The 23,885-nt window shown below is 70.1% G+C and carries 26 protein-coding genes and 3 pseudogenes; 11 read left to right on the forward strand and 18 right to left on the reverse strand.

Annotation, left to right across the window (positions count from 1 at the left end; translation table 11 throughout):
* Positions 1–11 precede the first annotated feature (11 nt).
* From ACZ3IJ_RS09050 to ACZ3IJ_RS09060, 3 genes are all read right to left on the reverse strand, one after another.
* On the reverse strand, positions 12–245 hold the full coding sequence (locus tag ACZ3IJ_RS09050; protein ID WP_467467654.1) for an MmyB family transcriptional regulator: 234 nt from the start codon (positions 243–245) through the stop codon (positions 12–14).
* Positions 246–427: 182 nt separating this feature from the next.
* Positions 428–730, reverse strand: a complete 303-nt coding sequence (locus tag ACZ3IJ_RS09055) for a hypothetical protein (RefSeq protein WP_467467018.1) — start codon at positions 728–730, stop codon at positions 428–430.
* Positions 731–1,109: 379 nt separating this feature from the next.
* A complete protein-coding gene (locus ACZ3IJ_RS09060; protein WP_467467020.1) occupies positions 1,110–1,406 on the reverse strand; it encodes an STAS domain-containing protein in 297 nt (98 codons plus the stop codon).
* Between the two features lie 192 nt (positions 1,407–1,598).
* Here ACZ3IJ_RS09060 and ACZ3IJ_RS09065 point away from each other — a divergent pair, with 192 nt between their 5' ends.
* Complete coding sequence (locus ACZ3IJ_RS09065; RefSeq protein ID WP_467467021.1) at positions 1,599–1,916, forward strand: helix-turn-helix transcriptional regulator; 318 nt, start codon at positions 1,599–1,601, stop codon at positions 1,914–1,916.
* A gap of 35 nt (positions 1,917–1,951) precedes the next feature.
* A pseudogene (locus ACZ3IJ_RS09070) lies at positions 1,952–2,236 on the forward strand (transposase); the annotation flags it as partial.
* Here the strand turns inward: ACZ3IJ_RS09070 and ACZ3IJ_RS09075 are convergent.
* Positions 2,178–2,563, reverse strand: a pseudogene (locus ACZ3IJ_RS09075) (DUF5959 family protein). The pseudogenes ACZ3IJ_RS09070 and ACZ3IJ_RS09075 overlap by 59 nt on opposite strands.
* Before the next feature lie 652 nt (positions 2,564–3,215).
* Between ACZ3IJ_RS09075 and ACZ3IJ_RS09080 the strand changes: the two are divergent.
* Positions 3,216–3,407 (forward strand): hypothetical protein, encoded by a 192-nt coding sequence (locus ACZ3IJ_RS09080; protein ID WP_467467022.1) that lies wholly within the window; start codon positions 3,216–3,218, stop codon positions 3,405–3,407.
* A gap of 187 nt (positions 3,408–3,594) precedes the next feature.
* Here ACZ3IJ_RS09080 and ACZ3IJ_RS09085 read toward each other — a convergent pair whose 3' ends face one another.
* Positions 3,595–4,005 (reverse strand): hypothetical protein, encoded by a 411-nt coding sequence (locus ACZ3IJ_RS09085; RefSeq protein WP_467467655.1) that lies wholly within the window; start codon positions 4,003–4,005, stop codon positions 3,595–3,597.
* A gap of 511 nt (positions 4,006–4,516) precedes the next feature.
* On the reverse strand, positions 4,517–4,738 hold the full coding sequence (locus ACZ3IJ_RS09090) for a hypothetical protein (protein ID WP_467467023.1): 222 nt from the start codon (positions 4,736–4,738) through the stop codon (positions 4,517–4,519).
* A gap of 207 nt (positions 4,739–4,945) precedes the next feature.
* Here ACZ3IJ_RS09090 and ACZ3IJ_RS09095 point away from each other — a divergent pair, with 207 nt between their 5' ends.
* The 3 genes from ACZ3IJ_RS09095 (at position 4,946) to ACZ3IJ_RS09105 (ending at position 6,868) form a co-directional block, all read left to right on the forward strand.
* Complete coding sequence (locus ACZ3IJ_RS09095; protein ID WP_467467024.1) at positions 4,946–5,335, forward strand: hypothetical protein; 390 nt, start codon at positions 4,946–4,948, stop codon at positions 5,333–5,335.
* Positions 5,336–5,514: 179 nt separating this feature from the next.
* Positions 5,515–6,114: an isoamylase early set domain-containing protein gene (locus ACZ3IJ_RS09100; RefSeq protein ID WP_467467025.1), complete on the forward strand. Its 600-nt coding sequence runs from the start codon at positions 5,515–5,517 to the stop codon at positions 6,112–6,114.
* 280 nt (positions 6,115–6,394) lie between these two features.
* Positions 6,395–6,868 (forward strand): hypothetical protein, encoded by a 474-nt coding sequence (locus tag ACZ3IJ_RS09105; RefSeq protein ID WP_467467026.1) that lies wholly within the window; start codon positions 6,395–6,397, stop codon positions 6,866–6,868.
* A 595-nt stretch (positions 6,869–7,463) separates the two neighbouring features.
* Here the strand turns inward: ACZ3IJ_RS09105 and ACZ3IJ_RS09110 are convergent.
* Together ACZ3IJ_RS09110 and ACZ3IJ_RS09115 are read right to left on the reverse strand one after the other, a co-directional pair.
* A complete protein-coding gene (locus ACZ3IJ_RS09110; protein WP_467467028.1) occupies positions 7,464–7,691 on the reverse strand; it encodes a hypervirulence associated TUDOR domain-containing protein in 228 nt (75 codons plus the stop codon).
* Between the two features lie 47 nt (positions 7,692–7,738).
* Positions 7,739–8,275, reverse strand: coding sequence for a Dps family protein (locus ACZ3IJ_RS09115; protein ID WP_467467656.1), 537 nt, complete (start codon positions 8,273–8,275; stop codon positions 7,739–7,741).
* A 393-nt stretch (positions 8,276–8,668) separates the two neighbouring features.
* Between ACZ3IJ_RS09115 and ACZ3IJ_RS09120 the strand changes: the two genes are divergently transcribed.
* The 4 genes from ACZ3IJ_RS09120 to ACZ3IJ_RS09135 are packed head-to-tail and all read left to right on the forward strand — an operon-like array spanning position 8,669 to position 13,365.
* Complete coding sequence (locus ACZ3IJ_RS09120; RefSeq protein ID WP_467467029.1) at positions 8,669–9,811, forward strand: polyprenyl synthetase family protein; 1,143 nt, start codon at positions 8,669–8,671, stop codon at positions 9,809–9,811.
* Positions 9,808–11,373 carry a phytoene desaturase family protein gene (gene crtI / locus ACZ3IJ_RS09125; RefSeq protein ID WP_467467031.1) on the forward strand — a complete coding sequence of 522 codons (1,566 nt, stop codon included), beginning with the start codon at positions 9,808–9,810 and terminating at the stop codon, positions 11,371–11,373. The genes ACZ3IJ_RS09120 and crtI overlap by 4 nt, the downstream gene beginning before the upstream one ends.
* On the forward strand, positions 11,360–12,358 hold the full coding sequence (locus ACZ3IJ_RS09130) for a phytoene/squalene synthase family protein (RefSeq protein WP_467467032.1): 999 nt from the start codon (positions 11,360–11,362) through the stop codon (positions 12,356–12,358). The genes crtI and ACZ3IJ_RS09130 overlap by 14 nt, the downstream gene beginning before the upstream one ends.
* Complete coding sequence (locus tag ACZ3IJ_RS09135) at positions 12,355–13,365, forward strand: DUF5914 domain-containing protein (RefSeq protein WP_467467033.1); 1,011 nt, start codon at positions 12,355–12,357, stop codon at positions 13,363–13,365. Before ACZ3IJ_RS09130 ends, ACZ3IJ_RS09135 begins: the two co-directional genes overlap by 4 nt.
* A gap of 60 nt (positions 13,366–13,425) precedes the next feature.
* On the opposite strand, the gene ACZ3IJ_RS09140 is transcribed toward ACZ3IJ_RS09135, so the two are convergent.
* From ACZ3IJ_RS09140 to ACZ3IJ_RS09165, 6 genes are all read right to left on the reverse strand, one after another.
* On the reverse strand, positions 13,426–14,937 hold the full coding sequence (locus tag ACZ3IJ_RS09140; RefSeq protein ID WP_467467657.1) for an FAD-dependent oxidoreductase: 1,512 nt from the start codon (positions 14,935–14,937) through the stop codon (positions 13,426–13,428).
* A 56-nt stretch (positions 14,938–14,993) separates the two neighbouring features.
* Positions 14,994–15,725, reverse strand: coding sequence for a class I SAM-dependent methyltransferase (locus tag ACZ3IJ_RS09145; protein WP_467467035.1), 732 nt, complete (start codon positions 15,723–15,725; stop codon positions 14,994–14,996).
* Positions 15,725–16,936, reverse strand: coding sequence for an FAD-dependent oxidoreductase (locus ACZ3IJ_RS09150; protein ID WP_467467037.1), 1,212 nt, complete (start codon positions 16,934–16,936; stop codon positions 15,725–15,727). The genes ACZ3IJ_RS09145 and ACZ3IJ_RS09150 overlap by 1 nt, the downstream gene beginning before the upstream one ends.
* Positions 16,933–17,643: an SDR family NAD(P)-dependent oxidoreductase gene (locus ACZ3IJ_RS09155; RefSeq protein ID WP_467467038.1), complete on the reverse strand. Its 711-nt coding sequence runs from the start codon at positions 17,641–17,643 to the stop codon at positions 16,933–16,935. Before ACZ3IJ_RS09155 ends, ACZ3IJ_RS09150 begins: the two co-directional genes overlap by 4 nt.
* 325 nt (positions 17,644–17,968) lie before the next feature.
* Positions 17,969–18,352, reverse strand: coding sequence for a DUF6479 family protein (locus ACZ3IJ_RS09160; protein WP_467467039.1), 384 nt, complete (start codon positions 18,350–18,352; stop codon positions 17,969–17,971).
* A gap of 293 nt (positions 18,353–18,645) precedes the next feature.
* Positions 18,646–19,044: an SRPBCC family protein gene (locus ACZ3IJ_RS09165; protein WP_467467040.1), complete on the reverse strand. Its 399-nt coding sequence runs from the start codon at positions 19,042–19,044 to the stop codon at positions 18,646–18,648.
* Between the two features lie 807 nt (positions 19,045–19,851).
* On the opposite strand from ACZ3IJ_RS09165, the gene ACZ3IJ_RS09170 reads away from it, so the two are divergent.
* Positions 19,852–20,343 carry a hypothetical protein gene (locus ACZ3IJ_RS09170; RefSeq protein WP_467467041.1) on the forward strand — a complete coding sequence of 164 codons (492 nt, stop codon included), beginning with the start codon at positions 19,852–19,854 and terminating at the stop codon, positions 20,341–20,343.
* A 64-nt stretch (positions 20,344–20,407) separates the two neighbouring features.
* Here the strand turns inward: ACZ3IJ_RS09170 and ACZ3IJ_RS09175 are convergent.
* The 4 genes and pseudogenes from ACZ3IJ_RS09175 to ACZ3IJ_RS09190 all read right to left on the reverse strand — a co-directional run.
* Positions 20,408–20,660 (reverse strand): annotated as a pseudogene (locus ACZ3IJ_RS09175) (transposase); the annotation flags it as partial.
* 215 nt (positions 20,661–20,875) lie between these two features.
* The gene (locus tag ACZ3IJ_RS09180; RefSeq protein ID WP_467467042.1) at positions 20,876–21,502 is read right to left on the reverse strand and encodes a VOC family protein; all 627 of its coding nucleotides are present in this window, start codon (positions 21,500–21,502) and stop codon (positions 20,876–20,878) included.
* Between the two features lie 413 nt (positions 21,503–21,915).
* Positions 21,916–22,104, reverse strand: a complete 189-nt coding sequence (locus ACZ3IJ_RS09185; RefSeq protein ID WP_467467043.1) for a hypothetical protein — start codon at positions 22,102–22,104, stop codon at positions 21,916–21,918.
* Between the two features lie 461 nt (positions 22,105–22,565).
* Complete coding sequence (locus tag ACZ3IJ_RS09190; RefSeq protein WP_467467044.1) at positions 22,566–23,858, reverse strand: hypothetical protein; 1,293 nt, start codon at positions 23,856–23,858, stop codon at positions 22,566–22,568.
* Between the last annotated feature and the right edge of the window lie 27 nt (positions 23,859–23,885).

Here is a 23,885-nt window from a genome sequence, read left to right on the forward strand (position 1 = left end):
GGCATTCGCGGTCACCCACGAGGCCAGAAAGGCAAGGCAGTCGTGGCTGCTGTGCCGGGGGCGGCTGTCCAGACCACGAGTTCCTGGTCAGGATCGGTGGCGACGGCGAGTGTCTCCCAGTCGAGGGTGAGTTCGCCGACGAGCGGGTGACGGAGTGTTTTGACGCCCGTGGTCTGGGCGGCGACGTAATGGGCGGCCCACCACCTTCTGAAGTGGGGGTCCTTGATCGACAGCTCGCCGACCAGTTCGTTAGGCGCGGGTCATCAGGCTCCGTGCATGGCAGGGCGTTCGCCGAAGCCGGCTTCGCCGTCCTCGCTTTCGGCGCCGGGTTCCAGGCCGCCAGCAGTGGCGAGCCGCACCACCCCGAAGAGGCGACATGGCGTGTGGAGGACTTCCGCTGTGCCGCCGACTACCTCGTCACCCTCGACTACATCGACGAGGTTTCCACGCCGGGTCGCGAGAGCGCCGGGCGCAGGGCCTGGGGCGGGGTCGTTTCGGCGGCCATGATGTCGGAGAACACCAGCGCCCCGCCTGGCTTGAGACCCCGCGCAGCAGTACGGCGAGAGGCCTCCGCGATCGCCTCTTTTGGGTGGGTGTTGACGCCGATGTGGATGTCTTCACCGCCCCAGACCGCGTCGTAGAAGGCGTCGACGTCGCCGATGCCGTAGTAGAGGCGGGTGGACGCCTCATGGTCGGGAGCGGTGGTTGCGTCCCTGGGGTCATCGGTCACTGTCGGGTGCAGTCCCCACATCGGCCCCCGCAGATCGCCGCAAACCGGCCAACCACCCACCGGGCAACCGTCCGGCCGAAGTCCCGGCCGGTACTGCTACGACGGCCTACAGCGGTTCCCCGTCCCACAGCGAAGCCCCCGTGCGGGCGGTCAGCCGTCGAATGGCTGGCTGGACGCACGGTCTCAGCTCCCGGATGAGACCGGGCTGCCTGCTCCGGCAGGCCGGTCGTGATCAGCGCTGTCAGCTAGCGCCGGCACCGCCGCGATCCACTCACCGCAGCCGCATCCGGGCCTGGGGCACCTACCGATCAACAACTCAGCTGAAGGGAGGCGTTGTCCGCGTACGGGTTGTCCGCTCACGTGTTCGCCGATACGAGTGCTATGGCCGGAAGAGCTGCGCGGATCCGGTGATCTCCAGGAGTCGGGTCACGGCGGGGCTGGCGTGCGCGATGGTGAGGTTCCGGCGTTCGTCCAGGGCATGCAGACGGGCGCGCAGGAGCGTGTTGAGGCCCGTGGAGTCGCAGAAGGAAACCTGCGAGAGGTCGAGAACCACGTTGGTCCCGGGCCCATCGCAGGCGGTCACGACGTGGAGGAGGGCTGTTCTCAGCTCCGTGGCGGTGTCGAGGTCGATTTCTCCGCGGACCGTGACGAACGCACCCGCCTTGGTCGGGGTCACGGACACGTCCATTCGGCATTCACGGTCCGTGCGGGAGTCCGCCGGGCGTGCGGGGCCGGGGAGAAGCGTCATTTTCAACACCTCCGGAAGCTCGAGAGGGCCTGCATCGAGTGTCTTCTCTCGCTTGTCGCACGTCAACAGTTTCATGAAATGTACTTCGCACGTTGGGAGGGCCTGGAGCATCATGGACCCATGGCAGCAGGTGGAGATCACTCTGAATGGACCTTTCTCACCAATCACGCCCGCGTACTGCTGGCGATCTCCCGCGACCCGGGCGTCCGGCTGCGGGATGTCGCCGAGAGCTGTGGCGTGACCGAGCGCACCGTGCAGGCGATCGTCGCCGACCTGGAGGACTCCGGGTACCTCACGCGGGCCCGCAACGGGCGGCGCAACCGGTACACCCTGGTTTCCGGCGCCGCGTTCCGGCATCCCGCCGAAGCAGGGCAGGAGATCGCCGGCCTCCTCGAACTCCTCGCCGATCCGCAGCCCCGCATGCAGATCACACCGTAGCCACCGGGCCCAGCCCGGGGGCGGCCGATTCTCTCGACGTGGCACGGTCGCGCCTCGACCTGGGCGTGAAGCCAGTCATCGCCCGACGGGGAACCGAGCATGGATCCGGGCTCGGGACCGAACGCTGGGTGGTGGAACGCGCGTTTGCCCACCTGCACTGGTTCCGCCGGCTGCGGATCCGTTGGGAGATCCGCGACGACATTCACGAAGCGTTCTTGACCTTGGCCTGTGCGCTGATCTGCTGGCGCAGGCTCAGGCAGATCAGCGCCGCCACTCGTAGGCACCAGGCGAGGTCTGCACAACCTCCTGAGGCCAATTAGCGCGGACACGCCGCAGTCGTTCGTAGTGGTCGGCCGCCCATCCGTCGGCCAGACGCACCGGGACACGGACCGATGTCCCAGACGCGGCTACGTCTCCACCGCAACAACGACGATCCCGTCCTGGTCAGACGACTCGAGCCGGATCTCGGGGTTACGTCCGTCATCCATCCAGACGGCATCCCGCCCGGCGGCGACCTCGCCAAGGGCTTCGGACCAGCCGTCGAGGTCGTCCGGAGCCAGACACACCTCCAGGCATCCCTGGGCAAAACCGCTCGTGACGACGATCTCTGCATCGAGGAAGTCGTGCAGCGTCAGCACCCCGGGCATCGTGCGGCCAGAATCCGAACCACAAGGCTGCTGTCCTCGTCGGCCAGGCGGATGAGATCCCCGGCGCTGCTCTCGTCCATCCCGCTCCTCACACTCACATCGGCTGCCTCATGATGCCTGCACATCCGCAACCGACTTGTAGCGGGGGCATTGCGTTAGGAGTTCTTAGGGGCGAATGACGGTCTTTCCCACATGAGCCCTGGGTGCGAGTACCTCTTGTGCCTGTGCGGCTTGGGCCAGAGAGAAGGTCGCAGCGACAACCGGCTGGGCCCTCAGCCCGGAGCGCCAGGGAGACGTCCGAGTTCACGTCGTAGCCACCGAGCGCGCCGGCGATGACCCGCGCGGCGGCCTTCGCGCGAGAGCGGCAGACCTGAGGCGAGCAGCTCGCCTCCGGCGCTTCCTCACGGGTTCGGCGAGCGGCGCCCGCGTCGCGTGGCAAGCGCATGGCGACTGGCTGCCGCAGCGTATGTGCAAGGGCTCTGTCCGGCGTCACTGCCGGTCGGCGTGCGGCCCTCGCCCACGCATAGGGGCATGGACCGTAGACGACAGCCGCACGCTCACCAGGCCTCTGCCCACCCCTCCTGCTCACACACCTGAAGCTCTTCCCGCAATGCCGCGTGTCCTGCCACGCCTGAGGACAGTTGAGCACCTCATGAAGACTGCTGAGCCTGTCGACGGCGCACACCTCGACACCGACGGACCCCGCCTGCCCCTGCTTACCGCAACCGAAGTCCGCCAGACGATCGGCTACCTGAAGCGGCTGGGCACCCTTGACACCACCCATATCGGGTACGCCGCCGATCGGCTCGCCGACGAGCTCGCCGGGCGGCTCCCTTCGGACTAGCGGCAGAGCAGCCGCCCGGGATCCGCTCCCGTGGCACACCGGCCTGCGGGACTCCGGTACGCGAGTAGTGCACCGGTTCGAAAATGAGGCCGAGCACGAAGACCGCAGCCGAGAGGGTCGTGGCCGCCAAGAAGTCACGGCCAACCACGTGGAGCGGTATGCCGTGCCTGGGCTGATCGGGGTGGTGTCAAGCGGCCGTGATGCCGGAGAGTGTGCTCTGGAGTCGGCGGAGCGCCTCTTCGGCTTCCGTGTACTGCTGGGGTTCCGGCGTGACGGCACCGAAGGTGGAGCCGCCTTCGGCAGGTAGGGCGCGCCAGTGCAGGACCGGCGTGAACGTGGTGGCAGCTGCACCGAGGAACCAGGCCAGGCGTCCGTGTACGTGGGCGAGGGCGATGGCCAGGGCGGCGAGCGCTTCCCGCAGGTGTGCCAGCCGGTCGACCTCGGGCAGCATCTCCTGGGACTGTGCAGTACCGATGGCGGCTTGCAGTTCGGCGGCCGCCTTCTCAGCGACGGCACAGTCCTGGTGCGTCGGGACCCACACCCGCTCACGGATCAGCCGTTCGGCTTCCTCCGCGAGGTTCTCGATGACTTTCCCCATGTCCTCCACGCACGTCACTCTAGCGGTGGGTGCAGACAGATCTGGCAGGCGATCGCGGGACGAGCGGCTGCCTCTGGCAGCGTATTGAGCGGCCCACTGCCAGAACACCCGAGTATCCGCCCAGGTACGTCTGCTGGACTGGTGTTCACGGTGGGAGCGAGCGGCCTATGCCCGCCCATAGGGAGGACCGCGGACGCGGCCGCCCGCTCACCAGCGCCTCTGCCCGGCCATACCACCCGCACACATGCTGAAGGTGAAGGGTCGACACACCGTGCAGCCGGAAGCCGTCGGCCGGTTCGATCGGCGATCTGGGCGGTCTCCCGCCGCGCGCATCCGCTCCCCCGCTCCCTGGGTCCGAGCGGCTCGGAAGCCCGCTGGTCGGTCATGGTGTGGAACAGCCCCGGGGAACCGGTGACGTCGGGCCCACGCCGAGAGGGCGGAGTGCGGGCTTACGGGACGAGCCTTCTCAGACCAGCGGGCAGGCCGCCGCCGGGGGGAGCCTGCCCGGCCGTCACCACTCGGGGTGGACTTCGTGGCTGTCGTAGCGGGAACCCGCGGTGCTGATCCATGGCCTGAACCGACCGGGCCCGGAGTCCTCGTGCGCGTAGAGCACCGGTTCCTCCGTCTCATCGGTGACGATGACGGCTCCCTTCTTCTGCGCGCAGCGCAGGGCGTGTGTCCAGTGCCGACCACGATGGCCGGTGCGATAGTCGGGAATCTTGCATTGAGTCATCGGCTCTCACCGCCACACCCTGATGTCGCCTGCCCATACGGAAGGGATGGGCGTCCGACTGTGCCGAACATGCGGAAATACCCGATTTGTGTAAGTTTGAACCATAACTCTGGAGCTTCCTGGGCTGCGTCGGCCGGTCCGGTACTGGCCGTCCCGGCCGGCCCGTCCACAGCACACGGCACACGGCACACGGCACACGGAGAAGCGATGACCGCGAGCGCCACGGCCCTGCTCTACAGCAGCGACGCAGGTACCCGGGCACAGGTCCGCCTGGCGGCCGGCCGCAGGCCCGCATCCGACATTCCGCCCGTCGCGTTCGTCGACTGCGCGACCGTGCCCGCGGTCCTGCAGACACTGGGCACAAGCCGGATCGACGTCTGCGTGCTGGACGGCGAGGCGGTCCCCCTCGGGGGTATGGGTGTGTGCAGGCAGATCAAGAGCGAGATCTTCCAGTGCCCGCCGGTCCTGCTCCTGATCGGCCGGCCGCAGGACGCCTGGCTGGCTCGTTGGAGCCTCGCCGACGCCACGGTCACACTGCCCGTGGAGCCGGTGGAACTCGCCGCGGCTCTCGCCGCGTTGCTACGCGCACCGCACTAGAACCGCCCGCGAGGCCCCCTGCCGCCTGCCTGCCACCGCGACCATGATCACGGGGCGCGCACACGTCGGTTCAGCGCTGGGTGAGTGAAGTGAGCCCTGCCCATGGTCGCGTCGGGCAGCCATCGCCGCCGCCAGTTGGAGGATGGCCCCCACCGATCACCCTGCAGCCAGGAGATTCCATGCTGGAACGCAAGCAGACCAAGGGCCGCACTCACGTCACGTTCGTCCTGCCGGCCGACACGCCTCCCGGCCCGGTCAGCGTGGTGGGTGACTTCAACGACTGGCAGCCCGGCGCCCACACCCTGGCACCGCGCAAGGACGGGACGCGCGCGGTCACCGTGGCCCTGCCTGGCAACGGCGTGCACTCGTTCCGTTACCTGGCCGCAGGCGACTACTGGTTCAACGAAGAGCAGGCCGACAGCCACGACGGCACCAACAGTCGCCTGCACACCAGAGACGTGGGCGAGTGGCCGGGCACCGCTCGGTGCCGGGCCACTGGTCTGCCCGCCCGGGAGCACGGCGGCCCCCCACCCGAGCGACTACTTGCTCCGCCGCCCGGTACAGCGTTCCGCCGCTTGCCGGTCATGCCACGCCAGGCTCAGCCAACACGGAGCGCCGAGCACATCCGCTACCAACCGCCGCCGAGGTGGCCCCGTGCGCCTTGGGACCGGCACCGCGATCACTGCCCCCGCCGCTTTTCCGCTCCGCGAACGGACTTGAGAGGACAACGACCTCTGGTGGGATGGCGAGGATCGTGTCCCGCCTTTCCCGGCCGGTGAACGCCTCACTGCCCCGTCGGCATACACCGCCGCCGAGCAGCAGACTCCTCCGCGCGGTTTCCTCCCCATGAAACAGAGCCAAACGTACGAAACAGTCGGCGGGCCCTCGTCCCGGAGGCGCGCCGACTTTCAGGACCCTTCCGGGTGATCTCCCTGATGCGGGTGGCCGCCTGGACGCCTCGATCCGGGACGTCGAGAAGAACCCGCCGCCAGGCCGCGCCGCTGTCAGTTCCCGTCGCTATCGTTCACCCGTTCACGATCTTCAGGGAGGGGCAGGTCGATGGGTGCCAGTGGATGGGACTACGTCACCGAGTACGACGGAGACGTCAAGGCGGCCTTGGCTACATTGCAGGCGAGAGTGTTCCAGGAGGAATACGGCGACGACGGCCGATACCGAGACCTGGAAGACCTCTACGAGGACGAGGAATTCATGGGGACCGAGGGCACCCATACGATCCTCGACGTCGACAAGGTCGTTGCCACGGATGACCCGCCGACGCGCTCCGGTATCGCCGACTACGGCACCCTGCGCCCTCTGGCTCTCGACCGAGTGATGCACCACTTCGGCACAGACCGCCCCTCGGTCGAGCAGTACGAGGAACTCACCGCTGCTGCCAATGAGGCCGAGAGCCATGAGGAGCACGAGCAGAGCCTGCTCGGTGAGTGTCAGATGCGGTGGACCGGTTACTACATCGTCCTCTACTCCGGCGACAGGCCGACTCACCTGGGAATCTTCGGATTCTCAGGAGACTAGGACCGACTCGGCGGAGCCTTCGACTGCCCCTCGGTTCGGATCGATCCGGTCCACGAATGACATCGTCTGTAGTCGGCACCCTCGAGTCCCTCACCATCAGCCGCGCATCCGCACCGACACGTGCCCAGCGGCGCCCGCGGCCGGTGTCTACCTCTGCGTGGAGGATCCCGACGCCTACTACCAGCGTGCGGTCGAGGCGGGAGCCAGCGCCGTGTTCGCCCCTGAGGAAACGCCATGGGGAGCACGGCGCGCCCGCGTCCTCGATCTCGAAGGGCGTGAATGGACCTTCGGATCGTACGTTCCGGGCAGAGCGCCGTGAGCGACTCGACGGGGACGCGCCACACGCCGGCATCGGTGACGCCGTGAGGACGCTGGGGGGCCGCCGTCGGGCCCGCCGCCGTCATCGTGCACGGTGGGCAGTCCTCCGCTGGGCCTGGGGCCGCGCAGCCTCTGCGTCGGTCTGCGTGGTCAGAGCGGGTCGTGTCCCCAGTTCTTCAGCGAGTAGCGCCACAGGGTCTCCGTGATGTCGCCGCTGGGGCGCTGCCCGAGAACTCGAAACCCCTGACGCGTTCGTCACGGGCATCGTCGTGCCTTCTCACGAGGACGTGCCCCTCTTGCGCAGCGCGCCGGGCTTGTGCACGGCGGAGCGGCCCGACTTGTCGCTCTCCACCTCGTACTGCGGTTCCTCCGTCGAGGCGTCCACCGTGCGGCCGGCGGCCTCGGTCCGTTCGGTGATCTTGCGCTTCACCTTCCCCCTGACCGTCTCTCCGTGGCTCCTCCACGCGACCTTGTCGCCCCTGCTGACGTCCTTGTCCTTGGCCACGACTCTCTCCTCTGCGGTGGTGCTGGATGAACGGCTTCCCGGAGGGGTCACGGCTGGTCGCGTGCCTGCTCGGCTGCCTGGCGCGCGGCCGCTTGCTCCGTGGTGGCACGGGCGGTGCTGAGCCGGCCGCCGCTGTTCTCCAGGTGAGCGCGGACGAACCACTGGAAGAGCTCGAGCCCGCGCAGCTGCTCGATGAGCATGTCCTGGGTGACGGGGTCGGAGGACTCGGTGGCCTGCATGGCTGCCCGGTGGTCCTTGACGATCTCGGTGTAGACGAGGTCCAGTGCGCCCAGGTGCTCGATGGCTTCGGCTCGGCCGATCGAGTAGTCGTTCCAGGTCCGGTCGGCGACCAGGGCGCCCGGGGTGCCGTGCGGTTCGCCGCCCAGGGTGGAGATCCGTTCGGCGAGGTCGTCGGTCATGGCACGGACCTGGTCGACCTGTGGGTCGATCATCTCGTGCACGGCGATGAAGTGCGGTCCGACGACGTTCCAGTGGATGTGCTTGAGCGTGAGAGTGAGATCGTTCAGTGAGTGCAGTCTCATCTGAAGAAGCGCGATGACGCTGCTGCTGTCCTGGACGGTCATGCCGGGGACGGTGTAGTGGGGGGCGGATTCAGGGGACACGGACGTACCTTTCGCGACGAGTGATGTCTCGCCGCCACGCAACCATCCCCCTTGTTCGGCCGCCCGTCGAAAGCCGCCGTACAGCCCTGTCGCGACGGACCCCGCGGACGATGCGCGGTAGGCACGCTCATCACGGCGCGTGACGAGAACGGACGGTCCGATCCGCAGGGACGCGGCATGTTGGTTCGGGTACGCGCGACAGCCGGCAGACCGCCGTGCGCTCCTCGTCGATGGGCCACCGGAGTGAGTACGTCCCCGGACCGGCCCGTTCCGGGCAGAGATCAGCGCATCCGCATGAACGTCGTCGACAGAAGCACGGATGTGCATCTAGCCGGGAGCGAGAAGAGGTCGGGCATGCTTGGACTGTCGCCGACATCGGCCGAGAGGGCCGAACACGATGCTGATACTCCAACCGCGCGAAGCGTCGAAGCCGGGGCGGCCACCGTCCTCGACCGAGTTCTGAACGAGCGACTGCACCAGTCCCGCGCGGTCGATCCGGTCTTCGCCCGCGATGTGGCCGACCGTGTGGCGGCGCTGGTCACCCGCGGTGGAAAGCGGCTGCGCACCGCGTTCGCGTCGTGCGGCTGGCTCGCCGCGGGCGGCTCGGGCGACGACACGGCGGTCCTCCGCGTGGGGGCCGCCCTCGAACTGCTCCAGGCGTGCGCCCTCGTCCATGACGATGTGATGGACGGATCCCTGCGCCGCCGGGGTGCCCCCGCGATGCACGTCGAGATGGCCCGGAGGCACTGGGCGGCCGGCATGCACGGCTCCGCCGAGTCCTTCGGGACCTCTGCCGCCGTGCTCGCCGGTGATCTGGCGCTGGTGTGGGCGGATGATCTGCTGGCGGACACGGCGCTAGGGACGCCGCAGGGCGCGCGGCTGGTCGAGGAGTGGCGGGCGGTGCGCACCGAGATGGTGGCCGGTCAGTACCGCGACCTGCACGCTCAGGCGGCCCGTTCGTCCGGAGTCGAGGAGGCGCTTGCCATCGCGACCCTGAAGAGTGCCCTGTACACGGTGGCCCGTCCGCTCGCGCTGGGCGGGACGCTGGCGGGCGCCGACGAGGACGTACTGGACGCTTTGCGGGCGGCCGGTCGGTGCGCCGGGCTGGCGTTCCAGCTCCGTGACGACCTCCTCGGCGCCTTCGGTGACCCCGCTCTGACCGGCAAGCCGACAGGTGACGATCTTCGTTCGCGCAAGCTCACCTACCTCCTGGCGGTCGCGGTCGAACTTGCCGAGGCCGGCGGAGATTCACGGGCCGCGGCAGCCCTCGCTCCGGGCGCCGATACGAGGTCGGAACGGGCCGTGGAGCGTATGCGCACCGCCCTGGAGAGGTCGGGGGCACGGGCGGTGGTGGAGGCGAAGATCGGCGAACTGGCGGGCGTGAGTCTCCTGCACTTCGAGCGCACCGGCGCCCGCCCCGGCGTGCGGGACGAGTTCGCCGCGCTGGTCGCTCGGGCATCGGGCGTGGTGCCGCGGTGCGCGGAGGAGGTCGCGTGAGAACGGTGGTGGGGCCGACCGATCACGTCGTCGTGGTGGGCGCCGGTCTGTCGGGGCTGGCCTGTGCCCTGCACCTGCTGGGTGCCGGCCGCCGGGTCACCGTCGTGGAGCGCGAGTCCGGTCCGGGCGGTCGGGCCGGCCGTCTGGACCTGGGCGGATACCAGGTGGACACGGGTCCGACGGTGCTGACGATGCCTCATCTGGCCGACGAGGCGTTCGCGGCAGTCGGTGACAGTCTCTACCGTCACGTCGAACTGGTGGCCCTCCATCCGGCATACCGGGCGTGCTTCGCCGACGGTTCCTCGCTCGACGTGCACACCGACGGAGAAGCGATGGAGGCGGAGGTGCGACGGTTCGCCGGACCGGCGGAGGCGGCCGGCTACCGTGACCTGCGGACATGGCTGGAACGTCTGTACCAGGCGCAGATGCGCCGCTTCATCGACACCAACTTCGACAGTCCCTTCCAGCTGCTCAGCCCGGACCTGGCACGTCTGGCCTCGCTCGGCGGGTTCGGCCGACTGGACAGCAGGATCGGCCGCTTCCTCTCCGACGACCGCCTGCGCCGGGTCTTCTCCTTCCAGTCGCTGTACGCCGGTGTCGCCCCCGCTCGTGCCCTCGCGGCCTACGCCGTGATCGCCTATATGGACACCGTCGCAGGCGTCTGGTTCCCCAAGGGAGGGATGCACGCGATCCCGCGCGCACTGGCCGATGCCGCCGCGAACGCCGGCGCCGAGCTGCGCTGGACGTCCGAAGTGGGCTCGCTGGAGCGCTCGGCAGACCGGGTGCGGGCCGTTCGCCTGACGACGGGCGAGCGGATCCCGTGCGACGCGGTGGTGCTCACGTGTGAACTCCCCTCCGCCTACCGGCTGCTGGGACGTACACCGTGGCGCCCGTCAAGGACCCGGCACTCTCCGTCCGCGGTGGTCCTGCATGCCGGGACGGACCGCACCTGGCCCCAGCTCTCCCACCACACCCTCTCCTTCGGTGCCGCGTGGGAGCGCACCTTCGACGAACTGACCCGGTCGGGGCGGTTGATGAGCGATCCGTCCCTGCTGATCACGCGCCCGACCTCGCACGATGCGGCTCTCGCGCCGCCCGGCCGCCATCTGCATTACGTCCTGGCCCCGTGCCCGAACACCACGGTCGGCCCGTCGGCTGCCGCCTGGCGGGACCTCGGCCCGCTCTACCGCGACCGCCTGGTCGGCGAACTGGAGCGCCGGGGCCTGGACGGGTTCGCGGACAGCGTCCAGGAGGAGCTGCTGGTGACCCCATGCGACTGGACGGCGCAGGGGCACGCTGCGGGCAGTCCCTTCTCGGTCTCCCACACCTTCGTCCAGACCGGACCGTTCCGGCCGCGGAACCTCGTGCGCGGCGTGGAGAACGTGGTGCTGGCCGGTTGCGGAACCACTCCGGGCGTCGGCGTCCCCACCGTACTCATCAGCGGCAAGCTCGCCGCCGCGCGCGTGACAGGCGGTGCCGGCCGTCGGTACCTGACCGTGCCTCCGGCTTCGCCGCCCGTACTCGCCACCCCGACACAGGCAGGTGCTGATGACCCGTCGTGAACTCGAGGCGGCGGGGATCACCGATCCCGCGCTGCGCTCCGCATACGCCAGGTGCCGGCGGCTCAATGCCCGCCATGGCAGGACCTACTTTCTTGCCACCCGGCTGTTGCCGCTGGAACGCCGCTCGGCTGTTCATGCGCTGTACGGCTTCGCCCGCTGGGCCGACGACATCGTCGACGATCTCGACCGGTTCGAGGCACCCGCCGAGCGCGATCGTCTGCTCAGCCTTCTGGAGCACGACCTGGAACGGGGGCTGCGTACGCGCGAGGGAGACGAACCCGTGGTGCGGGCCGTTGCCGACACCGCCCACCGGTACGACATCGAGCACGCGCTCTTCGCCGACTTCCTGTCGTCGATGCGTGCCGACCTGAGCGTCACCGAGTACCCCACCTATGCCGCGCTGCAGGGCTATGTGCACGGTTCGGCCGCGGTGATCGGTCTGCAGATGCTGCCGGTACTCGGCACGGTCGTGCCCCGCGCGGACGCGGCCCCGCACGCGGCGGCACTGGGTGTGGCGTTCCAGCTCACCAACTTCTTGCGGGACGTGGGTGAGGACCTCGACCGCGGGCGCGTCTACCTGCCCGGTGACCTGCTGTCCGCCCATGGTGTGGACAGGTCCCTCCTGGAGTGGAGCCGTCGCACCGGGCGCGGCGATCCGCGGATCCGCAGGGCACTCGTCGCCGCGGAAGCGATGACGAGGGACGAGTACCGTGCGGCGGAACCGGGAATCGCCATGCTCGACCCGCGCGTACGCCCCTGTATCCGCACGGCTTTCACCCTCTACGGCGGCATTCTCGACGCGATCGCGGCGCAGGACTACAGCGTGCTGCATCGTCGTGCGGTGGTGTCCCGTGGGCGTCGTGCGGCAACCGCGGCGACCGGTGTGCTGCACGTGGTACGCGCCCGGTGGCAGGGGCGTTCCGCCGGAGACCCGCGGTCCGCGGCGGCGCCGGCTGCCGGCGAGCGGAAAGGGGCGGTGCGGTGAGGGAGCGAAGGGGCGGGGCACGTTGGACGCCTCCGTTGCGGCGTCGGCGTGGTGGCCCGGGCTGGGCGACACAGGAACCGACCTGGCGGCAGGCGCGGCCGGCGCTCATCAAGGCCGCGCTCAAGCGTGCGTCCGCCCGTCCGTCCGGCAACTGGTTCGTGGTCGGTGCCTCGCGGGAGATGGCCGCCGCGGGACGCCCATACGGCAGGACGGTCGGTGGCGTGGAGGTGGTGCTCTGGCGCTCGGACGCGGGCGTCCTGCACGCGGGTCAGGGAGTGTGTCCGCATCTGGGTGCTCCTCTGCGCGACAGCCGGGTGGTGTGCGGCACGCTCGTCTGCCACTGGCACGGCCTGGCTCTGAACGGTTCGCCGTTCGCGGGCTGGCAGCCGTTTCCCGTCCACGACGACGGAGTGCTTGTGTGGGTACGGATGGACGAGGTGGGTGGCGAGGAGCCCGCTGAGCGCCCGGTCGTGCCGGTGCGGCCCGCGACGGGCCGCGGGGTGGACGCCGTGTTCACCGTGGTCGGGCGGTGCGAACCGCAGGATGTGGTGGCCAACCGGCTCGATCCGTGGCACGGGTCCTGGTTTCATCCGTACTCGTTCGTGGACCTGGCGGTGGTACGTGAGCCGCAGGACGACGAGGACGACGCGTTCGTCGTCGACGTCTCCTTCCGGGTGGCGGGGCGTCTGGTGGTTCCGGTGCGGGCCGAGTTCACCGCGCCGGAGCCGCGCACGGTCGTCATGCGGATCACCGACGGTGAGGGAGCCTCGTCCGTCGTGGAGACGCACGCGACGCCGCTGACCTCTCTGGACGCCGAACGGCCGCGGACCGCCGTCGTCGAGGCGGTCGTCGCGGCGTCGGACCGGCAGGGCTTCGCGCTGGCCCGGAGCGCCGCCCCGGTGCTGCGCCCGCTCATGCGCCGTGCCGCGGCACGTCTGTGGCGCGACGATCTGGCCTATGCCGAGCGCCGCTGGCTGCTGCGCAGCACGGGGAGATTCCCCGGCTGACGCAAGGCCGCCGGCGGGCTGTCCGCCGCCGGCGGCCTTCGTGCGTCGATGGGCCGTCGCTCAGCCGGTCGGCCGGCGTCCCGCGATCGCCGCGAGTGCTCTGAGCACGGGTGAACGGCCCGTCCGGGGAACCGTCCACAGGGTCTGGCCCTTCACTCCCCAGTCGGCGAGGAGTGCGTTCGCCGCCAAAAAGCCGGTGGTGGCGGCCCGTTCCATGAGGGCGACGGGAAGGTCGCAGCGGATCGCGTCCCCGGCCAGCGTCAGCCACGGGTAGGGCGTCCGCACGGTGGGACGCAGTCGGTGTGTGCCGACGAGGAACAGCGGGCAGTCCGAACGCCATTCGTGCCGGGCGTCGACGACGCGTGCGTCGCGGGTCTCCGGATACACCTGGTGCAGCTGGTCGACGAGCATGCGCTGAGCCTTCTCCGGCTCCGCGGCGTCGTCCGCGGCGTAGGCGTGCAGCTCCACCACCGAGCCCCTGTTCCGCGCGGCCCAGCGGGCGGCCTCGCCCTCGTACCGTTCCAGGACGCTGATGTTGTCCAGTCCCGCGAAGCCGCTGGTCCCGAGGAAGGGCGGTCGGTCCGCGTGGACCGGGCGGTCCAGCCAGAGCCGGGAGACGAGGAAGGGGGGCGCTGTGCGCAGTCCGGCGATGCCGTCGCGCCAGGCGGAGGTGCCCAGGCCCGGTGATGCGGAGACGACGTGTCGCAGTCCCTCCGTGTCGAGGGCGAGGACCACGGCGTCGTGGTGGTCGGTTCCGGTGTCGGTGCGTACGTCCGCTCCGTCGTCGTCGCGTCGCGCGAGGACGTCATGGACGGGGGCACCGGTCCGGACGTGCACTCCGAGGCGCTGGAGGTAGTCGCCGAGCGGTTCCCAGAGCGCCTGGGGGAAGGGCTCGCTCGGCACGTCGAAGAGGAGGCCCTCCGCCGATCCGAGGAAGTAGATGTGGAACATGAGCAGAAGTTCGGCGGCGGACAGTTCGCGAGGGTCGGCGAAGAAGCTGCGCGTGAACACCTCGAACGCGAGGTGGTTCGCGGCTTCCGGGAAGCGCACGGTCCGCAGGAAGTCCGTGGCGGTGATCTCGTCGAAGCGCTCGTACACCTCGGGAACGCGGACGTCGAGGAGCGGCAGCGCCGCCCGGGCGTCCATCGCGGCGAGGTCCCGCCAGCCGAAGGTCGGACTCAGGGCGACGAATCCGAGTGCGCTGAACGGTGGTGTCCTGGGAACGCGCGCGAAACTGTCGGTCAGGCCGCCGCTGTGCCGCAAGGGGTAGTCGGGCAGAGGGGTGAGGCGTGCCAGGGAGGGATCGGTACGGCGCAGCAGTCCTCGCAGGTTGTAGTACTGGCGGAAGAAGGCGTGGAACCCGCGCGTCATCGTCGCCTGGGAGCCGTCCGCCAGTCTCGTGCTGTATCCGGAGAGCCGGCCGCCCAGTGAGCCGTTCTTCTCGTAGAGCGTCACGCGCGCACCGCGTTCGGCGAGCAGCGTCGCCGCGGCAAGGCCGGCGATTCCGCCGCCGACCACGGCGACCGACGGCTCGTCGCCTTCCGGGAACCTCGCTCTGCCGGGTACGGGCATGAGAATGTCGGCCTTGCGGTCACGCCCCCGCCGCGCGGCTCCCGGCTCGGCGCCGGTCACCGGTCGCGCTCCTCGGCCGTCGTCGCTCCGTTCCGGGCGAGGAAGGTGTGCACGATCCCCGTCTGCCATCCGGCGACGGGGGCGACACGCACTCCTGTGAAGCCGGCTCCTGTCAGACGTTCGGCGAATGCGGGGGCGGTGTCGAAGGCGAGGACGCTGCGCCAGAGATGGTCGTACAGGGGACGGTCGCCGGTGAGCGTGCCCGCCGGGATGACGATCCCCCGGCAGACGGCCGTCCACAGAGCGCGGTGCACCGGCGAGCCGCTGAGGCTGTACTCGTGGACCGCGAGACGTCCCCCGGGCCGCAGCAGGGTCCGCACGGTCTCGAGCACCGCGTCCGGGTCGGTGACGTTGCGGAAGAGGTACGCGGCGAACACCGCGTCGAAGGGGCCCTCGGCTTCCGCGGCGACGTCCTCGGCGGACAGGTGGAGGAAGCGCACGCGGGCGGACCAGGGCTTGCCCAGCGCGCGGCGCAGCATTCCGGCCGACGCGTCCACGGCGGTGACCCGCGCCTTGGGTGCCGCGTCGAGAAGGGCCCGGGTGGAGGCACCGGTTCCGCAGCCGAGATCGAGGATGTGCAGCCCCGCTCCCTCCCGGGGCAGGCGGAGCCGGCGCGCCGAGCGCAGCAGGTCGGCGCGGTATCCGGGGTTGAGGGCCGTCAGCCGGTCGTACGTACGGGACGCGTGGTCGAAGGCGCGTGAGAGGTCGTCGTCGCGCAGCAGTGTCATCAGGAGGTGTCTCCAGTCGGTGGGGTGGTGTGGGCACGACGGCGGAGGAAGGGCACTTCGACCGCGGTACGGAGCATCGGACCGACCGGTGTGCGCAGTCCGATGCCCCATTCCTCGCGGACCGAGGTCGCGCCGTCCAGGAAGCGCAGCAGCCGGGGCGTCGGCGTACGGCGGAAGAGATCGGTGAAGAAGGCGGGGCCGTCGATCCGTCCTGTGTCCAGCGCCCGCAACAGCACCGCGTCCATGGCGAGCGCTCGTCTCCCGTGCGGCGGGGGCAGCGTGTCGCGGTCGTCGCGCAGCGCCGTGGCGATGGCCCGGCTCTGACGCTGCACGGCTGCGAAGGTGTAACCGGTCGACGGGCGGGTCGCACCGCCCGCCGTCCCGATCCGGTACACGGCTCGCCCGATCCGGCCGGGAAAGCAGGCGTCGGTCATGGGGATGACTCCCTGTTCCGCCGTAACGACGGTGAACGCCCCCAGGCCCAGGATCTCGCGGGTGTAGAGGCCGAGCGCGGCCTCGTACGACGCGGTGGTCAAGGGCACGCGGGAGAATTCGGTGTACTCGACGAGTGCCCGATCGGCGGCCAGCGGCAGGACGTAGCCGAAGGCGAGCCCGTGACTCGGCTGCGGCACACGGAAGTCCATCAGGGTGGCGGCCGTGGGGTCGAACTCTTCGGTGGCTGTACGGACGAACCAGCCACGGAAATGCTGTAGCAACTGCGTCCGGGCAGGCGGCAGTGACGGCAGCGGCCGCGAGTCGAAGACCCGGCGAGCGCGCAGTGTCAGGGGGCGGCCTCCGGGCAGTGTGCACCGGACCTCCGCACCCCCGGGCACGTCGCGCACCTCGCTTGCCGTCGCTCGCAGTACGCGCCCGGCGGGCGAGCGCTCCAGGCAGGAGTGGACCATGCGCTCGAACGGCGTGGAACGCACCATGCGGTAGGTGAACGGGGTCGAGTCGACGGTCACGTCCCGGCCGTCGGGTCCGTGCACGCGCAGCCGTGACCAGGAGGCGCTGACGGCCTCGTCGAGGTCGGTGTCGTGCTGGCTCCAGTAGCACCACGTACGTTCGGCCGGGCGGAGCGGGCCGTCCGGCTGCTCGACGAGAGTCACGGATCCGGCACCCGTCCGAGCCAGGTGGTACGCCAGACTGAGTCCGGCCGCGCCACCGCCGAGGACGGCTACCTCGCAGGTGTCGGTGGAGGCAGGTGTCACCGGGCCCGCCGCTCGATGACGGGAATCCCGGCCGCGTCCGTGCGCAGGAGTTCGGCGCCGGCCACCAGCGCGTCCGCGACGGCGGCGGCCACCTGACGCGGGTCGCCGCCCCGGGGCAGCGGCGGGGCGGTACCGGCCACGGGACGGTCGGAGAAGCCGGTGTGCAGGTGGCCCGGCCGGATCTCGAGCACCCCGACGCCGACCGTCCGCGCCTCGCGGCGCACGGCGTCGAGCCAGGCGCGCAGTGCGGCCTTGGAGGCGCTGTAGTCGGCCATCCCCTTCTGCGGGCGCTCTGCCACCACGCCGGTGACCGCGGCGATCGCCGACCCGGGTTCCAGGACGTCGAGGGCGGCGCGGAAGAACGCGGCGGGGGCGAGGTGGTTGACGGCCATGAGGTGCTCCGCGACCTCGTCGCCGACCTCCCCGGCCGTGCCGAATGCCACCGCTCCGAAGGCGACGACCACGGCGTCCAGTCCTCCGAGCGCGGCCGACGCCTGCTCCACGGCCTTGGCGCACGACCCGGGGTCGTAGGCGTCGAACCGGGCAGTCGGGACGCCTGGATAGGCGTGTGCGGCAGCTGCCAGCCGACTCGGATCGCGTCCGGCGAGGGCGGCCCGAGCACCGCGGCCGACGATCTCCGCGGTGATGGCACCGCCCAGGGCGCCGGTGGCACCGGCCACCAGGACACGTGCGCCGCTCAGCTCCACACTTGGCTCCAGGGGTACGGGTCGGCAGGTCACGTACGGTCGATGGGCTCTTCGGGCGAGAGACCTCCCACGGATGCGGCTGCGCAAAACCGACGTACAGCCTGAGCTCATGCCTGGCGCCTGCGTGCGCCGCCGCCGCCGGCGCACGCTGCACCGATCCGGTCGCCGGTGACCCCCACACGCGTATCCGTGTGGACCGATACGCGTGGTGCAGCTCGAGCGAGTGCCGCGCCCACCGCTGGAGTCGGTGCGGCATTCAGTGATGTCGTGAGCGGTCCCTGCTTGCCCATCGGTGGTGCGACGCGACGTCCTCCGATGCAGCTGCTCAGTCACCGTGGCCAGGCCCGCCACTCCCGAAGCCGCCGCTGGAGATGCCGTGCCACTTGCGCCTCTCCTCGCTCGGCGGTTCTGGGTCGGTCTCGCCCGAGCTACTGAGGTTGTACGGCATCAGTCGATGCTCACCGTCGTTCGGCGGAACCTCCGAGGCTTTTCGGTATTCGCTCATCTCGCCGGGAAGGTGGTCCGACGCTGGCCGGTGCGGCTGCGTTTCGGGGTCCGGCGGCGGGAGCTCCCTGTTCTTGATCCGGATCCCCAGCATGAAGGCACCGATCAGTACCGCAACAACGACCAGCCCACCCAGGACTTGGGCCAGCCCTGACTGCCAGACGCCAGACGCAATGACCTGCTCTCCCAGAAGATGCACGTGCATGGGAATACCTCACTCGTGTTCGCCGGTTGCCCGGAGGCCGATTCGAGATGCCCACTACGTCATCCATTCCTTCGCCACGTGGGCCAACGGCGGATGCACCACTCGCGCTGGACGGAAATCCCGGACGGTGGCAGCCGTTGGGTCGGCACGAGAGGCCGGCGTGCGCGGCTGCGCTGCGCGGCATTGGGCCCGTGCCTGCCGCAACCGCGACGAGCACCGTATGGATGGGGTGTCGCGTGCGCTCTGATGGCCGGCTCTGCCGTGCCACGGGCAGGCCGTGCCGATCTCACTCCTCAACACTGGACCTGCCTGCCGACGAGCCGTCTCAAGGCCCACTGCGCCAGACCGGCGTAGGCCGCGAGGGCGAGAACGGGACCTTCGATGCGCAGGAAGGTGGCAGAGCCTGTCGGGAGCGGAGCGACCGCGTGGTGCAGCCGCAGACGTACCGGGCCTATGCGGACTCGCCACAGCCACCGCATCTGTGGCTCGTCGACGGATTCCACGACGAAATGCGCGATGGCGCCGAATCTCGCCACGACGTCTCCCCGCATGCCTGGCACGATCCGCTCACCCGCGACTCTCACCGCTCTGATCTGCGGCGACCACGCCGACCAGCGCGCGGGGAGGACATAGCAGGACCAGACCTCCTGAGCGGAAGCCGGCCCTGATGCCCGAAGCGTCAGCACTGCCATGGACGGGCGGCCCTCCCGGAGGGCCCGGCGGGTGCCGAAGGCGACTCAGCACGCGGTGAGCGCCTGGCCTGCCCCAGAGGCAGAGGCGCGGCTCGGCCCGGCGATCGGCGGACGACATGCGCCAGGGCTCTGGACTTGCTCACGCGATCTGCCCCTCTCGTCGACCGTGCCCGGCGGTGGGACCGCCGTCCCGCATCAGAGTCTCTCCACTGTCACGCATCATCCTGACCGCGCCACTCGGACCTCGCGCGCGACACACGCGTCGGGCGACTCTCTCCGCATGCGCGGTCCGGGCATGGCAGATCCTGCATCGTTGCGGCACGCTTTCCGCCCGGCGCGTGGCACCTCTCGGTCTGGGCCCGATCGGGCCCGTGCTGTCATCATCACGCTCACTGCACACCGGCGGCGGAGTAGCGCAGCCTGCCCGCCGAGTGTGGGCGCTCCCCGCGGCCACGGGTATGCCGAACGGGATCGTGCTGTTGGCGACGCCAGAGGGCTGGCGCCACAGCGTCCTCGCCGTGGACGGCGGCATGCTCTGCGGACGTCTAGACGTACCGATCAATACCCACCGCAAGACGCGCGGGCCGCGGCAGCGCGGATGGTGACGGAACTCGCGCGCGACTGCACACCGACATCGAGGTGAGCTGGGATCCTCCTCAGGAGCCCTGGGCATGGACCGGCAAAGCCACCCCTGCCGCCGGAACCGAACCCACCGCGTCGACACCTCAAGGTTAGTGGCAAGCTCAGCCGGTTTCGGTTCCCGGCCCCAGTCGGAGGCTGGGCTCACCGGGGGTCTACGGTGCGGGCATGGCTGTCCCCGAGATCATCCCCATCGCACATGAGCCGGACCATCGAACTGCCACCATCGGCCGGTTCAGCGAAGGCCAGTTTCTGGCTTCGGTCACCTATACACTCCCGGATGGGTTCGCGATGGGCGACGGCTGGGAGGAGCAACAGCGGCTCTTCGTCGTGCTGCACACGTTCGACCACGGCGGGCACCACCAGGATTCCGTCATCTGGTGCGCCGGTACTCGGGCAGAGCAGACGAAGCGTCCGCATGGCGAGCGTTCCGTGGTTGCCCGCGCAGAAGCCCGGCTGGCCGCCCTGGTAGACGACCTTCCCGAGCGTGAGTTCTGCGACATCGCGATCCAGCCGTTCCAGCTCACCGTTGACGGTGTGGTCTTCGGCCTCATCACCGAGTGCCACGCCGAGGACGAGGACGGCGAGGACGACTGGGCCGAGCTCTATCCAGATCGCTTGGGCTTCTCGGCTCCATGGAACGGCGAGTACGACACCTGATTGCGTTCTGGCAAACAGGCGGGAGGTTGAATCGGAACTCAGCGGGCTGGATGAGCAGGGCGGCCCAGCGCACCCTGCCCAGTCCGGAACCGTGTGCGACGCCGCGTCGGGCGATCAGCGGCTTGATGCCGCGCTTTCACAGCGGGCGGCGCTATTTGTCGAAGTCGTAGCCCCGGTCTCCATACAGACGCCGTAGCTCGCGGCGGGGGCGTCCCCGCAGACCCCGAACCGACGGGAAGGCGTCCAGCAGTGGCAAGCTGGGTGACGTCGTGTCGGTTTCCTCCGGTGAGCGCGACGGCGAGCGGGGCCCCCGTGGCGGTCGACGATCACCGCAGTACACGCAGGACGCCGGCGAGGGCTGTCCGCTGTCCTGTCGGGAGCACGCAGCCGCCCGGGGTAGCGGCGCCACCGTGCGGGAGCAGGCGGCAACAGCGGAGCTGCCACCTGCTCCACAAATCATCCAGAACAAGATCAGTGCGCACGCGGGAACCCCGTCGACCAAGATCGCAAAGAGCAAGACCCGCCGCTCAACTCATTCTGAACGAGCGGTGAAACAGGCCCTGGAAGGCGGGGCCAACGGGCCCCCCGTGACGTGGAACTCGTTCCCGCCGGTGTCGAGGAACTCGCCGGGTTTCCGGTTGGGATGCGTGACCTCCAGACGCAGCCTGTTCCGTGCCGCCTTCGGCGCCGCAGGCGGCCCCATCACCAGCGAGATCGTGTCGGTGGGGCTCCGCCGCAGCCGGACACCCCAATCATGGGACTCGACCGCGTGCCAGTCGGCCTGGGACTGCCAGAAGGCTGACTGCGCGTAGCGGTCCTCTTCGGTGACGTCGAGGCAGATGGCGACGAGGCCGGAGTCGGCGAGCACGCCGGGGTGACCGGGGCGCAGGACGCAGAACTCGTTTCCCTCCGGATCTGCCAGCACGTCCCACGGGACGTCCCCTTGGCCGATGTCGACTCGCATCGCTCCGATGGTGAGCAGGCGCGCCACCTCGGCCTGCCAGCCCGGGCCGCCTGCCAAGTCGAGGTGAAGCCGGTTCTTGTGCGCCGACTTCCGCTCCGTGGCCGGCTCGAACCGCAGCTGCAGCCCGCCGGTCCGGCCTTGTGTGGCGTGTTGCCAGAAGCGGTCCATGCGCGCGACGTCCAGCGCGTCGATCACGATCCCGGTCAGCATCCTGTTCCCCCAAGCCGTCGAATCTGTCGCCTGCTCATTGTGGCTGCCGCTGTCGGCGTCAGAGCGGGGGCCCCAGGTGGGGAAGACGCCGTTACCCGGGGTAGCGGTGGCGCCGTTCGGGACCGGGCGGCAACAGCAGGGCCAGCCCCTCCACAGGAGGTCAGGAACCAACTTGCCGAACACCCTTGGCACCTGATCGCCGAGCGCGAGATCAACAGCCCGTTTCCGCCTGGTGGAGTCGGGCAGTGGCAGCTCGGCCGAAGCGACGTGCGGGTCGGCCGACCCGCCGCCATGCGCGCTGCCGTCCTTGACGTGCGTCCTGGCCCTCTGCCAGGTGAACGGGGCCGGACCGGGACGGGAGGTACAACGGTGCGGCCAGGTTCCTCCCGCATACCCGTTCAATGCCAGCCGGTGTACCCGTCCGGGTTCGCAGGCCCGGTGTCCGCGCCTATGAGGCCGATCAGGAAGATGACCACCACGATCAGCGCGAGCGCCACCAGCCAGAAATTGTCCTCGAATCCCGAAGGGCCCGGCCTCGGCGGATGATCGTCACCCCTGCCCTCGGCGGCGCCGTCCTCGTCGCTCACCCCGCACCCCCTCCATCTTCATTCATGGCACCGCGCCAGACGGTCGGCGTCAAGCCTCGCGGTGCCCGGACTGTTCGAGAATCGGTTACCAGCGGCGGAGCTTCGCAGTCGGCTGCCGCTGCAAGCGCGCTCCACAGGCCCGGGCGAGCAATACTCAGAGTTGTGGCCGCGAGCAGGTCGTCCTGCGGCGGTGCCAGGGCAGCTTGAGCGTGATGGCGCGGAACAGTGACCACTCCCCCAAGGCGCTGAGGAACGGATGGTCGGTCGTGGCGCCGGTCATCGCCCGAGTCCACTTCTCATAGGCAGGACCCGGGTGGAGGCCGCCGCGCCGGCCCCACCCGGGGCCGGCGGGCACATCGGTGGACGACGGTGGGCTCGCAGGCCTTCGGAGTACACGGCCGGAGACCGAGCCGGTTCCGCAGGTTCTCATGTGCGCGAACGCGAGCCGTGTCAGCCGGCTGTCAGGCGCGATCGGCCGTTGTGGTCGCTCTTGTGTTGCGGAGCAGTACCACCGTCGCCAGGGCGATGACAGCCGCAGCAGTCAGGACCGTCAGAGCCTGTGCCCAGATGAGCCGGGAACCGAGGCTGCTGCTCAGCAGGTCCACGGTGCGCGCGCCGGCCAGGACGTGCAGTGCGATCAGCCCTGCCGCGACCGCTGCCGCAGCGGACCAGGCCCTCACGCTGTCCTGCACCACCAGCCATGCGCCGCCCAGGAGGCAGCAGGCGGTGATCAGGGCGGAGACCATCGCGGCGGTGCCGGCGGACTGCAGCCCCGGCACGCCGGTCGGCAGATGGACCAGGCCGCAGGCGAACAGCGCGATCGCCGCAGGCCAGCGCAGCCTTGAGTGCAGCGCGGAGGACGGAACGTGAGTTGCCGGCGCTGCCGTTGCCGGGTGGTCCGAGGGTGTGTTCGCCGGCTTCAGGACCCTGCGGATCCTTTCCGATACAGGCTCCGCCGCGGCCGCGGATTGCCGCGACGAGGGTTCGGAGCTCTGCCCCGGCGCGGACTGCGCTGACTCGGCGTCGGCGCCGCCCAGGGTCCGCCAACTGCTGCTGTCGGTTCCGATGATGTTCACGAGTTCGACGATGTCCTCGATCGGCCGGCCCACGGCCGCGGCGCGCAGTGTGGTCTTGGCCTGGTGCAGGTCGTAGCCCGCCTCGTTGAGCAGCACGACCAGTTGTCTTACCTCGTCCAGGGGCCGGGAGACCGCGGCGGCGCGGAGCGCCACGTCGGCGGGACATGACACTGCGGCCGAGTCCTTGAGCCGGGCCACCAACGCAGCGACCTCGGACACCGGACGCTCCGTCGCCGCCGTCCACAGCAGCGTGTGGAGTGCCTCCTCACCGTCCGGAGCCTCCGTTGCCGCCGCCCCCGGGACAGCCGGCTCCTCAGCCGCCCGCTCCTCAGCCGCCCGCTCCTCAGCCGCCGGCTTCGAGGCAGCAGACTCCGCGGCCGCCGCTTCCACGGTGCCGGACGGGCCGACGGCGAACGACGCCGCGAAGGGCGCCGGAGGAGAAGAGCTCCCTTGCGCGCCGGCGATGACCGCAGCCACCGGAGCAGTTCCGCCCGGCGGCACGGCAGCAGCCTCCAGTGCCGGCACGGTGGCGTCCGGAACAGCAGGCGACCGCGTGCTGCGAACCGGCCCGCGGTCGGGGAGAGAACTGGACTCTTGCTCTGAGCCGACGGCGCGGCGCTCCGTGTGGTCGCTCGCCGGAGTGCTGTCGAAGAAATCGGGGGCCATGCTGAACTCCATTCACAGCCACCCACGGCATCCGCCATG

The organism is Streptomyces sp. NPDC013317 (genome assembly GCF_055563155.1).

Excerpts from the sequence above, each read along its gene's own strand:
- ACZ3IJ_RS09085 (WP_467467655.1), bottom strand. The coding sequence starts at position 4,005 with ATGGGGAAAGTCATCGAGAACCTCGCGGAGGAAGCCGAACGGCTGATC.
- ACZ3IJ_RS09165 (WP_467467040.1), bottom strand. The coding sequence starts at position 19,044 with ATGGCAGTGCTGACGCTTCGGGCATCAGGGCCGGCTTCCGCTCAGGAG.
- ACZ3IJ_RS09140 (WP_467467657.1), bottom strand. The coding sequence starts at position 14,937 with ATGCCCGTACCCGGCAGAGCGAGGTTCCCGGAAGGCGACGAGCCGTCG.
- ACZ3IJ_RS09100 (WP_467467025.1), top strand. The coding sequence starts at position 5,515 with ATGCTGGAACGCAAGCAGACCAAGGGCCGCACTCACGTCACGTTCGTC.
- ACZ3IJ_RS09190 (WP_467467044.1), bottom strand. The coding sequence starts at position 23,858 with ATGGAGTTCAGCATGGCCCCCGATTTCTTCGACAGCACTCCGGCGAGC.
- ACZ3IJ_RS09115 (WP_467467656.1), bottom strand. The coding sequence starts at position 8,275 with ATGACCGTCCAGGACAGCAGCAGCGTCATCGCGCTTCTTCAGATGAGA.
- ACZ3IJ_RS09105 (WP_467467026.1), top strand. The coding sequence starts at position 6,395 with ATGGGTGCCAGTGGATGGGACTACGTCACCGAGTACGACGGAGACGTC.
- ACZ3IJ_RS09080 (WP_467467022.1), top strand. The coding sequence starts at position 3,216 with ATGAAGACTGCTGAGCCTGTCGACGGCGCACACCTCGACACCGACGGA.
- ACZ3IJ_RS09065 (WP_467467021.1), top strand. The coding sequence starts at position 1,599 with ATGGCAGCAGGTGGAGATCACTCTGAATGGACCTTTCTCACCAATCAC.
- ACZ3IJ_RS09130 (WP_467467032.1), top strand. The coding sequence starts at position 11,360 with ATGACCCGTCGTGAACTCGAGGCGGCGGGGATCACCGATCCCGCGCTG.
- ACZ3IJ_RS09170 (WP_467467041.1), top strand. The coding sequence starts at position 19,852 with ATGGCTGTCCCCGAGATCATCCCCATCGCACATGAGCCGGACCATCGA.
- ACZ3IJ_RS09095 (WP_467467024.1), top strand. The coding sequence starts at position 4,946 with ATGACCGCGAGCGCCACGGCCCTGCTCTACAGCAGCGACGCAGGTACC.
- ACZ3IJ_RS09160 (WP_467467039.1), bottom strand. The coding sequence starts at position 18,352 with ATGCACGTGCATCTTCTGGGAGAGCAGGTCATTGCGTCTGGCGTCTGG.
- ACZ3IJ_RS09145 (WP_467467035.1), bottom strand. The coding sequence starts at position 15,725 with ATGACACTGCTGCGCGACGACGACCTCTCACGCGCCTTCGACCACGCG.
- ACZ3IJ_RS09120 (WP_467467029.1), top strand. The coding sequence starts at position 8,669 with ATGCTTGGACTGTCGCCGACATCGGCCGAGAGGGCCGAACACGATGCT.
- ACZ3IJ_RS09090 (WP_467467023.1), bottom strand. The coding sequence starts at position 4,738 with ATGACTCAATGCAAGATTCCCGACTATCGCACCGGCCATCGTGGTCGG.